This window comes from Bacillus sp. hwrm1, from assembly GCF_040207805.1.
GTDB lineage: Bacteria > Bacillota > Bacilli > Bacillales > Bacillaceae > Bacillus > Bacillus velezensis.
In genome coordinates this window covers 3,251,426-3,263,657 of the sequence record NZ_CP157943.1, presented here as the reverse complement: position 1 = coordinate 3,263,657, position 12,232 = coordinate 3,251,426, and the positions used below count along the sequence as shown (strand labels likewise).

Here is a 12,232-nt window from a genome sequence, read left to right as displayed (position 1 = left end):
TTGAATCTGCGGCGGCAAAATCAGCGAAAATATGCAGAAAGGGGTTATCGAAACGGCAGCAGAACTGGAAAAAGCCTTTCTCATGTCTTTGCCTCATTCATATGACAACATGATATAATCATTGTAAAAATTAAGAAATAATGGGAGGGACATATGAAGACGGTGATTGTGTATGCAAACCCGGATGAGAACAGTTTCAATGCGGCTCTCGTAAAATACGTCGTCATGGCTTTAAAGGACAGCGGCAAAAGCTATACGGTCATTGACTTATACGCCGACCAATTTGATCCCGTGCTGAAGTACAGCGGCGAAAAAAAGCGCTCTGACATGAACCGGGACGCTGAAACGAAGAAATACCGGAAACTGATGAAAGAAGCGGATCATCTCATTTTCATCTACCCGCTGTGGTGGGGAGGCGTTCCGGCGATTATGAAAGGCTTTTTTGACAGAGTGCTTGTCGCTGGAGAAGCCTACACATATGAAAAAGGCCGCGTAAAAGGACTGCTCCGGGCAGAGACGGCACAGGTCTTTTATACGGCGGATTCCCCGGGCTGGTACTTAAAGTGGTTCCGGAAAAACTCGGACTGGATTACGCTGAAAAAAGGCATTCTGCAATTTTGCGGCATTCAAAAAGCCGAGCGGAACCTTTTTTCTGTCGTCAAAACGAGCACACCCGAGCTGCGGGAAAAATGGCTGCGCCAAGCATACGCTAAAGTCCGGCGCGCTTGTGAAAAAGGAGCGGCCGCATGCAGATAAAAGAAATTTTCGTGATTCGCTGCCTGTCCTGTTTAAGTGTGGTTCTGCTTCACGTAGTTTCAATGGTGCTGATGATTCAGGAAGAGTCCTTAGCCAGTGCCGCCCATACAGTTGATGCTTTTCGGACCCTGTTGATGTTCAGCACGCCGGCGTTTATCTTTATTTCGGAATTTCTGCTTGCCAGGTCATACCCGGGAGGCGTTCCCGCGGGTTTTTTAAAGAAAAGGGGCAAAGTCATTTTCGTGCCGTTTCTGTTTATTGCCGCGGTGGATGCCATTTTAATGAAAAGCGTGGCGGAAGAAGGAGCCGGCTTCGTTTCAGTGATCGGTAAATTTTTAGAAAATGTGTTTTTAGGAAACTTCATCGGCTACTTCATTCTTGTGATCTTTCAATTTTACATTCTCCATATGCTGCTGCACCGCTGGCTGAACAACAAATCTCCCATGTGGGTGCTGTCTGTTTCGTTTATCATCAACGCCGTCTATCTGGCTTACTTTTCCATCTTTCATCCGCCGGCATCATCGGGGCTTGATTCTATTTTTCCGTTCTTTTGGGTTCCGTTTCCGGGCTGGGTGTTTTATTTCTGTCTGGCATTTTATTGCGGAAAGGAATATCCGCGTTTTTTATCGCTCATCAATCAGTACCGTTATGCGGTTTACTTCAGCGCGGCCGTATCGGCAATATTGATTGTGGCCGTTTCATATATCAGCGGCGGCTCCATTTCCTCTAAGCGTCCGGATATTATGATTTACGCGGTCAGTATGATCTTTCTGTGTTTTCATCTGTTTTCAAAGCTCAAAAAAGTGCCCGCGATTGTGATGATGATCAGCAACTATTCGTTTTCAATCTATCTGCTGCACTCCTACTTTTTAATCAGCGGATATCTTCTGGAAGGCTATTTGCGATCAATGCCTTTGCCGGCTGCCATCCTTCTTTTATTTTTGATCTGCACGCTCGGTCCCATTTTCGTATCTTGGGTGTGCAACCATTTCAGATACGGATACCTGTTTGTCGGGAAAGTGTATCAGCCGAAGCAGACCAAAAGAAATACGGCGGCGCATCAAGGCCGCACAGTCTGAAAAAAAGGCGGCGTTTCAGCCGCCTTTTTTGATACGGAAGTTGTACATAACCTGCAAACGAAACCCTCCGCGGCAAGCCGGAAGCGAATGCCAGGCAAGCAGTATCGGGCAGCCTATCCCTAATTTTAATAGCGCTTTCACTGTAAGGCTGAAGACCCCGCCTCCGGCCGTTTTGACGGATGCATTTATGACAACATAACGCCATCGATTTTCTCCCTTGTGAAGACCGATATATTGTATACTTATAGGAAATACTTTCAAAAAAAGTGAAAAAGAGAAAAACTGTGAGCTTGGATGAACGACTAAAAAGGAGCGGGGACATTATGAATGACTGTGTCAAAACATTCGGAGAACTTCCGGACGAACTTTATTCCTTTGCGGGAGGAAAAGGAAGCATTCTCTCTAAAATGTATCAAAGCGGGTATCCTGTGCCTGAAGGGTTTGTGATTTTGCCGTCTGCCTTTCAGGACGGACAGCTGCGCCATCAGGCGAGAGAGGCTGTTGATCAACATGTAAAATCCATCCGCAGCCGCCATGCATCTGCGTTGTTTGCCGTACGATCATCCGCGCTGAGCGAGGATTCCGCTCAGGCTTCCTTTGCCGGAGAATTCGATACGGTGTTGAATGTCAAAACAGATCAAGACATGTCCAGGGCGATTGATGAAGTCCGCCGATCGGCACAGTCTGAAAGGGTAAAAGCGTACAGCGCCGTTCAGGGAATGGAAGATGAGCATGAAATCGCAATCGTCATCCAGCTGATGATACCGTCTGAGATATCCGGAGTGCTGTTTACCGCAGATCCGATTACGGGGAGCAGGCGGGAGATGACAGGCAATTACGTCTACGGTCTCGGGGAGCAGCTCGTTTCCGGGGAAGCCGATGCCTATTCTTTTAAACTGGCACGGCCTAAGAAAAAATATGACGGCCCCGGGGAATTTCGCAAATATGCGTCAAAGCTCTATAAACTGGCGAAAAAGCTGGAAAAAGATCTCGGAGGGCCGCAGGATATTGAATGGGCCGCCGCGGGCGGGACATTGTATATTCTTCAATCCCGCCCGATTACGACCTTACAGGCCGGAAATCTGGAAACCTATGAATGGAATGATTCTTTCAGCGGTGATTTTTTATGGACAAACACAAATATAGGAGAAGCGATTCCCGATGTGATGACGCCGCTGACATGGTCGCTCCTCCGGAATCTGGATGAAGAGTCGGGCATTATTCCGGGCTATTATGTCTGGTCCGGCAATATTTGCGGCAGAGCCTATAACAATATGAGCCAGCCTCTTTCCGTTCTCGCCGCTTTCGGTCTGAATCCGAAAGGCGGAAAAATAGGAAAAATGATGAGCGATACATTGGGAGAAATCCCGGCGGAAATGAAAATTCCCTTATATCCGTTCTCAAAGTATGAACTTTTGAAGATCATCTCGAAAAAACTGAAACCGTATCTGTCGAAAATGAAGCACGCGAAAAAAAACATGTCCTCCTACTTGGACGAATCGCCGGAGTGGTGCCGGAATATTGAGGAAAAGCTGAAACGGGCCGAAACGGAGCGGACATTATTAGCGATATGGAACAATGAGATCTATCCGTATTTATGCAACGCGTGGTTTGCGTTAATATCCGGCGGGCGTGATTCTGCGCAATCCTCTTCGTCGTTAACCTCTCAATTAACAAAACTCGCAGGGATAGAAGATGCGAATCTCCTGCTGTCCAATCTGAGGGGAAAAGGCGGACTGGCCAGCCTGGAGCCGATTATCGGCATTGATCAAGTCATAAAAGGCCGTATGAGCGAGGAAGAATATCTCAGGAACCAAGGCCACCGAGGTCCGCATGAATACGAACTTTCCATACCGCATCCGGGAGAAAACCGGGATTGGCTGACGAAGCAGATCAAAGAACACAAGGAGTCGGGTATTGATGCCGAACAACTGCTTTTGAAACAGCAGCGGGCGCATGAACAGGCCTTCCGAAGATTTGAAGAAAAGTTTCCTCATAAGGTCAAATGGCTCAAAGCCAACATGGAAAAAGCGTCAGAATACGCGAATATGAGAGAAACAACCAGATCCGAATTTGTCAGGGTGTATCGGACAGCCAGAGCATTCGCGCTCAGAGCGGCGGAAATGACCGGCATGAAGGACGATATTTTCTTCTTGTATCTGCATGAAATAACCGATCTGCTCGCGGGGAAAGAGCCGGCGGTTGCGTCGATTCAAGCGAGAAAGCAAAACTATGAAACCTATAAAAAACTGCCGCCGTTCCCATCCGTTATTAACGGAAGATTCAATCCGTTTAAATGGGCTGAAAATCCTGACAGAAGAGCGGATTATTACGATGCTTTTATGCCTGCGGAAGCTGATGATGCGCACACTTTAAAAGGTTTCGCGGGAGCGGCCGGGAGAGTGGAGGGCATTGTCCGTGTCCTTGATGTCCCGGAAGACGGGGATTCTTTTGCGGCGGGGGAAATTTTAGTGACGTCGACAACCAATGTAGGCTGGACCCCGCTTTTTCCAAGAGCGGCCGCTATCATAACGGACGTCGGCGCCCCTTTGTCCCACGCGGCAATCGTTGCCCGGGAACTGGGGATTCCTGCCGTTGTCGGGTGCGGAAATGCAACGTCAAAACTGAAAACGGGGGACAGGGTGGCCGTTGACGGCGGGCAAGGCATTGTCCAGCTGGAACCGCGGCAGACTCTGGTCACTTCTGAAGAGGAAAATGGTAAACTGATAGAATAAAAACATGGGAAAGGAGCCGCGCATGAATAAAGCAGTTATTAACGGGGAGCAAATCAGAAGTATGAGCGACCTGCACCAGACATTGAAAAAGGAACTTGCCCTTCCTGAATACTACGGTGAAAACCTTGACGCTTTATGGGATTGTCTGACCGGCTGGGTGGAATACCCCCTCGTTTTAGAATGGAGACAGTTTGAGCAAAGTAAGCAGCTTACAGAAAATGGAGCCGAGAGTGTGCTTCAGGTCTTTCGTGAAGCGAAAGCGGAAGGCTGCGACATCACCATCATACTTTCATAATACGATCAACGGGAGAGAGACAAAAATGGAACAACAAATCCTCAGCTATCCGATTGGAGAGTATCAGCCGGCTGAATCGATTTCGGCCGGACAGAAACAAGAATGGATCAATACGCTCGAACACGCTCCGGCCAAACTGAAACAAGCTGTCAGAGCGATGTCGGACAGTCAGCTTGATACGCCGTACCGCGAAGGGGGATGGACTGTCCGCCAAGTGGTTCACCATCTGGCGGACAGCCACATGAACGGTTATACCCGGTTTAAATTGGCTTTAACAGAAGATGAACCGGAAATCCGTCCCTATGATGAAAAAAGCTGGGCCGATCTTTATGATTCAAAAACCGCCGCTTGCGGGGATGCGCTTGAGCTGTTAACAATCCTGCACAGAAGATGGGCCGCTCTTTTGCGCTCCATGACGGAAGCTCAATTCAAACGGACATACTTCCATCCTGTTTCCAAAGAGACGGTTACGCTGGAACAAGCGCTCGGATTATATGTCTGGCATTCTGAACATCATATCGCCCATATTACTGAGCTTTGCCGGCGGATGGGCTGGCATTTGTCTTAGCGGATGCCGGCTTCCGGAAAAACGCCAAAACAGCCGCGGACACAATCGTGCATAGCGAAATGACGGCGGCTGCCGTATAAAGATGATGATAGCCGCTGGCAATGCCCGCTTCAATCGCATCAGAAACCGCTTTTTTGACAGCGGGAACGGGGATTCGGCTTACCTGTTCCTGCAACGAAGAAAGCCCGCCGCTGATATCGGGCAATTGCACCTGGTCAGCGGGAATGCCGCTTTTTGCTAAACGGTTTTTGATGTCATCTCCGATCCGGCCAAAGCCGGCTGTAATGAAGCCGGCATATAAGGCCGGGGCGAGCGTCAGCCCGACCTGCCTCACGAGGGAAAGCGTGCCGAGCGCCGTCCCTTTGTTTTGGCCCGCCGTTTCTGATACAAGCACATTCAGCGGAGCTCCGAGCAGGAATCCGAAACCGATCCCCGCAATGACACTCGCCGTGACAAATTCCCATTTATCTGTCACCCATAACGGAAACAGGCTGAAGCCGGCAAATGCGATAGCGCCTGATACAACAGCAGAGAAGACCGGCCCTTTTTTATCCGTGACCGCCCCGCCGAGCCATGCGCCGATGCCTGATGCCAACGCGAGCGGCGTCATCCAATATCCCGCTTTCTCCGCCGATACGTGCAAATACTGCTCCGCATAAGAAGGAATAAAAATGACCGCAGCGAGCAGCCCGCCCGATAAAAACCCGATGACAAGCGTCCATTGAAACACTTTATTTTGCAGCAGTGAGTAGGCGAGAATCGGATCGCCCCCGCGGTTTTCAACCCGCTTTTCAACCTTAAGCAGCGCCCAAAAGAGAAGTGCCGCCCCCAGAAGATATCCGTACACCTTCACGTCCATTATGCTTTCTGACAGCTTTGCCCCGTCGAGGTTTGTGATACCGATCATGCAAGATAAGATTGCGAGAGACAGGATCATCGTGCCGGCAAGATCAAGCTTTTTCGCCTCAGGCTCTTTCGTTTCAGCAATAAACAAACCGCCGCACACAACCAAAGCGGCGGCTATCGGCAGATTAATCAAAAACAGCCAATGCCACGACCCGGTTACATCAAGCAAAAAACTCCCGATATTCGGTCCGAGGACGGCCGCTATACCGTTCATCGCCCCTAAAAGCCCGAGAGCTTTTCCCTGTTTTTCTTTCGGAAGCACAGCCAGCACATGTGAGCTGCCGATAATAAAAATTCCTCCGCCGCCAAAGGCTTGAATGAGCCGCGCCGCCAAAAACATCGGAAAGCTCTGACTGAGTGCGACAAGCAAAGAGCCAAGACCGAACAGTCCGACTTCAATCATAAACAGTTTTTTCCGCCCGTAGCGGTCCGACAGCTTGCCGACAATCGGCACGCTGACACTGAGTCCCAATGTGTAAAGGGTCACGCCCCACGATCCCCATGAAGGAGAAATATCAAAAGACCTGTTAATCGTCGTCAGAGCAGCGGAAATAATTCCGTTGTCCAGCGCCGCCATGAACACACCGATCGTAAAAAGGGTGATGGCCCAGCTCTGGTTTTTTCCTGTTTGCACTCGTCCCGGCATACTGATCAATCCTCCTGTTTTTAATTCACTTCGAATATATTATTCACTTCAAGTGAATTAAATGTCAAACAAAAAAAGGCCGCCGATACCGGCAGGCCTTTTTCATCTCTATCCCTGTTTGGAAGAATCAAGCGCTCTTGCCAAAATGGCGAGCCCTTGATTGACCGTTTGTTTTTCTTCAGCGGTCAGCGTTTCCAATGAACGCTTCAATTTTAGATGTCCTTTTTGATAAAGGCTGCGGAAAATGTCTTTCGCGTTTTCCGTCAATTGAACGACGACTGAACGGCGGTCTTCTTCTGACGGGGCGCGTGTAACGAAACTCGATTTTTCCAACCGGTCAAGCAGTCCCGTGGTATTTGAAAGGGAAGCACCCATTTTTTCTGCAATTTCGCTCACCTTCAGCGTCCCGTGGTTGTTCAGAAGCATCAGCACCTTCATTTGCGGCATGCTCATATCAAGCTTCATCCATTCTGACACATCGCCGAGTCCAGCCGACGTCATCACTTTCATGTACAGCACCCAAATATCCCGTTCCTCAGGAGAAAAAATATCGCCGCCCAATACCGTTGTATCATGCAGGTTGTAATCCATCGTCTCACTTCCTCATTCATACTCCTTCATACCATATTACTGATTTTCATCTGAGAAAGAAAGTTGCAGACGAGTTTTGTTTGAATAGGAGGTGGTAGTGTATAATATGTTGGAGATTATTGGAGGAATTATAATATATAAGCTATTTTATGATGATTGGAGAGAACATTGCTGACTAAAAAGAATGCCTTATCAATATTAAAAGTATTATTTCCTATTGCAGTTTTGCTTTTAGTGATTTATCAGTCGAAGAAGGAATTGACAGATCTTTCTTTTAAACGCACGCTGTACATTATTAACGGGATTGAGCGGTACGATTTATTTATCCTCGTTTTGCTCGGCCTCCTTGCCGTCAGTGCGATGTCCTTTTATGACTTTGTGCTGAAACGGACGCTGCGGCTCAACATTCCGAATTGGAAAGTGTTCAGGGTCTCCTTTATCGCCAATTCCTTTAACAATGTCCTTGGATTCGGGGGTCTGGCGGGCGTCGGACTGCGGACGATGCTGTACAAAGAGCATACGAACGACGTAAAACGACTTGTCGCAGGCATTGCCTGGCTTACTTCTTCAGCGCTGCTCGGGCTGTCGGTCTTCAGTATTCTGACTGTCGCCCGGGTGCTGCCGGTGGGCGAAATCACAGGCGAGAAGCCGTGGATGTGGGCTGTCATCGCCGGCGTGGCGCTTATTGTGCCGGTGGCCTTAATCGCCGCTTGGATCAACAATAAAAAAGCTCGAACGGAAGATGGTGAAGCAAAACTGAGGCATCCGATTTTTTCTTATATCGGGGCTTCGTTTGCCGAATGGTTTGCGGCGGCCGTCGTTATGTATTATTCACTGCATGTCATGGGGATTCACGCAGATGTCCGCCATGTATTCGGTGTATTCGCGATAGCCGCTATCGGGGGAATCATCAGCCTTGTGCCGGGCGGATTAGGCTCGTTTGACCTCCTGTTTCTGCTCGGCATGCAGAATATGGGTTTTCCGCAGGAGGCGGTCGTGACATCCATCGTCATCTACCGGATTGTGTATTCATTTATTCCGTTTGTGTTCGGGCTGTTCTTTGCGGCCGGCGACTTAACGGAAAACACGCTGAAACGGCTGGAATCAAATCCGAAGATGGCGCCTGCCGTAGAAACGACGAACGTGCTTCTCGTATTGCAGCGCGGGATCTTAATCAGAGTGCTTTACGGCTCGCTGTCGCTTTTGGTTTTCGTGTCGGGAGTGGTCGTGCTTGCATCCGTCGCATTGCCGATTGACAGGGAGACGGTCATTCCGCATATTCCGCGCCCGGCGCTCCTTGCGTTTAACGCGTTATCGCTAAGTGCGGCATTGATTCTATTAATCCTGCCGATTGAATTATACAAACGGACGAAACGTTCTTATTCAATGGCGGTTGCCGCGCTGGTCGGCGGTTTTGTGTTCAGTTTCTTAAAAGGATTGAACATCAGCGCGATCTTTATTCTGCCTGTCGTCATCGTATTGCTTGTGCTGTTAAAGCGGCAGTTTATCAGAGAGCAGGCTTCGTATACGCTCGGCCAGATGATTTTTGCGGCCGCTCTGTTTATTATCGCCTTGTTTAACTACAATCTCATTGCCGGCTTTATTTGGGATAAAATGAATCGGCTGCTGCGCCACGATTATTTCGTCCATAACAATTCGCACATTACATATGCCACGATGACGGCCATTATTGTTGTGCCGCTGTTTTTCCTTTTGTTTACGTTCTTTTATCATAAAAGATCGAAGCCGATCGGAGAAGAGGCCGATCCTGAACGGCTGAAGTCCTTTTTGGCGGAAGAAGGCGGAAATGCGCTCAGCCATCTCGGCTTTCTCGGGGATAAGCGGTTTTATTTCTCAAGCGACGGCAAAGCGCTTTTATTGTTCAGCCAGATTTCCAGAAGGCTTGTCGTGCTCGGTGATCCGTCAGGACAGAGAGACTCTTTTCCGCTTGTGATTGAGGAATTTCTGAATGAAGCGCATAAGCAGGGGCTGAGTGTCATGTTTTATCAGATCGAACGTGAAGATCTGGCGCTGTACCATGACTTCGGCTATAACTTCTTCAAGCTTGGAGAAGAAGCGTTCGTGGATATGGAGGCCTTTACGCTCTCAGGTAAGAAAAAAGCGGGGCTGCGGGCGATTAACAACAAATTTGACCGCGAAGGCTACACATTTCATGTCGGGGAACCGCCGTTTTCCTCCGAGTTTATCGCCAAGCTGAAAGACATTTCGGACGAATGGCTCGGACCGAAAAAAGAGAAAGGTTTTTCTCTCGGTTTCTTCGACCGGGATTATTTGGAACAGGCGCCGATTGCTTACGTGAAAGACGCGGAAGGGGAGATCATCGCTTTTGCCAACCTGATGCCGATGTATCAGGAAGGCGAGATATCCGTCGACTTGATGCGTTATCGGAAAAGCGCGCCGAACGGTATTATGGACGCGCTTTTCATCCGTCTGTTTCTCTGGGCGCAGGAAAAAGGCTATACCACCTTCAATATGGGCATGGCGCCTTTGTCAAACGTAGGAACGGCTTTTACATCTTTCTGGTCGGAAAGAATCGCGGCCGTCATCTTCAACAACGTCCGGTATATGTACAGCTTCAGCGGGCTGCGGGCCTTTAAAGAAAAATACAAACCGGAGTGGCGCGGGAAATACTTGGCGTACCGCAAAAACAGATCGCTGTCCGTCACGATGATCCTCGTCACCCGCCTGATCGGAAAAACCAAAAAAAGACGCCGTTAAAAGGCGTCTTTTTTTTTGAATAATTGACTAAAAATTCTAATTTCACTCTGTTATACTGAATAACATGATCATAAGGTGAAAGGATGGCTGATGAATGAAACAGGCAACCGTGTTTAAATATGAAGCGTTTTCCGATATTCCGGATTTGGGAAATCCCGCGGGAATCGTCTTTAACGGAGATGATTATTCAGATGAAGAGATGCAGATGATCGCCGAAATGGCAGGGTACAATGAAACCTCATTTCTCTGTAAAAGCGGGGAAGCCGATCTGCGCATCCGCTATTTTACACCCGGCCACGAAATGAATTTATGCGGACATGCTACCGTCGCCTCTCTTTACGCATTAATTGAAAAGGGAAGGCTTCAGGCTGATCAGATATATCAAATTGAAACAAAAGCCGGCATTCTTCCCGCAAAAGCCGCTGAACGAAACGGCCGGGTATACATCACACTCGATCAGGCTCCCCCGCAATTTCTGCCGTTTACGGGCGACAAAGAAAAGCTTGCGGCCTCGCTCGGGATTACGGCTGAGGATTTTCACAGCGGGCTGCCGATTGTTTACGGATCAACGGGGATCTGGACACTGATTGTTCCGCTGAGATCACTTAAAGCATCACGGAATATGGTGCCGGACAACGCACAATTCCCCGCTATTTTGCGCGATCTTCCGAAAGCGAGCGTTCATCCGTTTTCTCTGGAAACCGTTCATCCGGAAAGTGATCTGCACGGACGCCATTTTTCTTCCCCTTTCTCCGGAACGACCGAAGATCCCGTCACGGGAACCGCTTCAGGCGTCATGGCAGCCTATATGCGGCAATACGGAGGCTCTGAAGCCGAATGCCTCACGATTGAACAAGGCCAGGAAATCGGGAAAGACGGAAAGGTGGAAATCAGGATCACGGAGGAAAACGGAGAGATGAACATCAAGATGACGGGAACGGCCGTGTATGCCGAAACAATCAATTTTCAGCTTCCGTAACGGTTTACAAAAGCCGGTCGTATCCGTTATATTATAAATGATAATCATTTTCATTTGGATAGGAAGGTGAATCGGCATGCCGAAAACCGAACAATTACAGCAAAACGAAAGTCTTGCACATACAATCAGAAACAGAAGATCCATCCGGTCGTTTAAACCGGAAACCGTACCTTCTGAAGTCATATTAGATATGCTTGAAACCGCCGTTTACGCACCGAACCACAGGCTGACGGAGCCATGGCGTTTTATCTACGCAGCAAGCGAAGCGGGAAAAGCAAAGCTTGCGGACAGCTACGTCTCATTTTTCAAAAAGATAAAAGATGATTTCAACGAGGAAAAAGAGCGGAACATGAGAAAAAATCTCAGCGCCGTTCCGGGATTTTTGCTGGTCGTCTTTAAAGAAGATGAAAATGAATTTACGAGAAACGATGATTTTGCGGCGCTGAGCGGCATGATTCAAAACCTTCAGCTTCTCGCACATGAAAACGGCATCGGCATGGTCTGGAAAAGCGGCCGCATTATGTATGACAAACAGGTGCACCAAGACTTCGGCCTTGCTGACAATGAGCGCTTTGCCGCCATCATTCAAACGGGCTATCCGGATGAACAGCCTAAGGCGAAAGAACGGACGCCTGCAAAAAGCCTGTTTACCGAACTGTAAAAAAATCCCCGTCTCTATACAGAGGCGGGGATTTCGTATTAGCGGGTTTTGCTTTTAGCTCTGTTGTCAGCGGCTTTCATCCGCGCCTGCGCTTCGCGGTCAGCGGAATCAGCAAGCTCGCTTGAATATTCCTCATATGTGCCGTCTGTTTCGCGTTTCAAAGCATCCGGAACTTGAGGAAGTTTTTGTTTGTTTTTATCACGGTTTTTGTGAGTATGATTTCTGCCCATATCAATCGCCCCCTGAAAAAAGTGATATCAAACAAACATAGTATCTG

11 protein-coding genes are annotated in these 12,232 nt (G+C 48.7%); 8 read left to right on the top strand and 3 right to left on the bottom strand.

All coding sequences use genetic code 11. The features are described from left to right. Positions 1 to 153: 153 nt before the first annotated feature. The 5 genes from ABK447_RS16375 (at position 154) to bstA (ending at position 5,433) form a co-directional block, all read left to right on the top strand. Positions 154 to 756 (top strand): NAD(P)H-dependent oxidoreductase, encoded by a 603-nt coding sequence (locus tag ABK447_RS16375; protein WP_094031598.1) that lies wholly within the window; start codon positions 154 to 156, stop codon positions 754 to 756. Then, positions 747 to 1,835 carry an acyltransferase family protein gene (locus ABK447_RS16370; protein ID WP_025284440.1) on the top strand — a complete coding sequence of 363 codons (1,089 nt, stop codon included), beginning with the start codon at positions 747 to 749 and terminating at the stop codon, positions 1,833 to 1,835. The genes ABK447_RS16375 and ABK447_RS16370 overlap by 10 nt, the downstream gene beginning before the upstream one ends. A 323-nt stretch (positions 1,836 to 2,158) precedes the next feature. Continuing rightward, positions 2,159 to 4,570 (top strand): PEP/pyruvate-binding domain-containing protein, encoded by a 2,412-nt coding sequence (locus tag ABK447_RS16365; RefSeq protein ID WP_094031599.1) that lies wholly within the window; start codon positions 2,159 to 2,161, stop codon positions 4,568 to 4,570. Between the two features lie 22 nt (positions 4,571 to 4,592). Next, positions 4,593 to 4,865 carry a ribonuclease inhibitor Barstar gene (locus tag ABK447_RS16360; protein ID WP_007408543.1) on the top strand — a complete coding sequence of 91 codons (273 nt, stop codon included), beginning with the start codon at positions 4,593 to 4,595 and terminating at the stop codon, positions 4,863 to 4,865. A gap of 25 nt (positions 4,866 to 4,890) precedes the next feature. Next, positions 4,891 to 5,433 carry a bacillithiol transferase BstA gene (gene bstA / locus ABK447_RS16355; protein WP_094031600.1) on the top strand — a complete coding sequence of 181 codons (543 nt, stop codon included), beginning with the start codon at positions 4,891 to 4,893 and terminating at the stop codon, positions 5,431 to 5,433. Here bstA and ABK447_RS16350 read toward each other — a convergent pair. Both ABK447_RS16350 and ABK447_RS16345 read right to left on the bottom strand, forming a co-directional pair. Beyond that, positions 5,393 to 6,985: an MFS transporter gene (locus ABK447_RS16350; RefSeq protein ID WP_349909100.1), complete on the bottom strand. Its 1,593-nt coding sequence runs from the start codon at positions 6,983 to 6,985 to the stop codon at positions 5,393 to 5,395. The genes bstA and ABK447_RS16350 overlap by 41 nt on opposite strands. A 108-nt stretch (positions 6,986 to 7,093) precedes the next feature. After that, positions 7,094 to 7,576, bottom strand: a complete 483-nt coding sequence (locus tag ABK447_RS16345; RefSeq protein ID WP_094031602.1) for a MarR family transcriptional regulator — start codon at positions 7,574 to 7,576, stop codon at positions 7,094 to 7,096. Positions 7,577 to 7,744: 168 nt separating this feature from the next. Here ABK447_RS16345 and mprF point away from each other — a divergent pair, with 168 nt between their 5' ends. From mprF to ABK447_RS16330, 3 genes are all read left to right on the top strand, one after another. Next, positions 7,745 to 10,315 carry a bifunctional lysylphosphatidylglycerol flippase/synthetase MprF gene (mprF, locus tag ABK447_RS16340; RefSeq protein WP_094031603.1) on the top strand — a complete coding sequence of 857 codons (2,571 nt, stop codon included), beginning with the start codon at positions 7,745 to 7,747 and terminating at the stop codon, positions 10,313 to 10,315. A gap of 94 nt (positions 10,316 to 10,409) precedes the next feature. Continuing rightward, on the top strand, positions 10,410 to 11,294 hold the full coding sequence (locus ABK447_RS16335) for a PhzF family phenazine biosynthesis isomerase (RefSeq protein WP_015417057.1): 885 nt from the start codon (positions 10,410 to 10,412) through the stop codon (positions 11,292 to 11,294). Between the two features lie 76 nt (positions 11,295 to 11,370). Continuing rightward, positions 11,371 to 11,955, top strand: coding sequence for a nitroreductase (locus ABK447_RS16330; RefSeq protein ID WP_015417058.1), 585 nt, complete (start codon positions 11,371 to 11,373; stop codon positions 11,953 to 11,955). Between the two features lie 38 nt (positions 11,956 to 11,993). Here the strand turns inward: ABK447_RS16330 and ABK447_RS16325 are convergent, their stop codons facing one another. Next, a complete protein-coding gene (locus tag ABK447_RS16325) occupies positions 11,994 to 12,185 on the bottom strand; it encodes a YfhD family protein (protein WP_003155508.1) in 192 nt (63 codons plus the stop codon). Between the last annotated feature and the right edge of the window lie 47 nt (positions 12,186 to 12,232).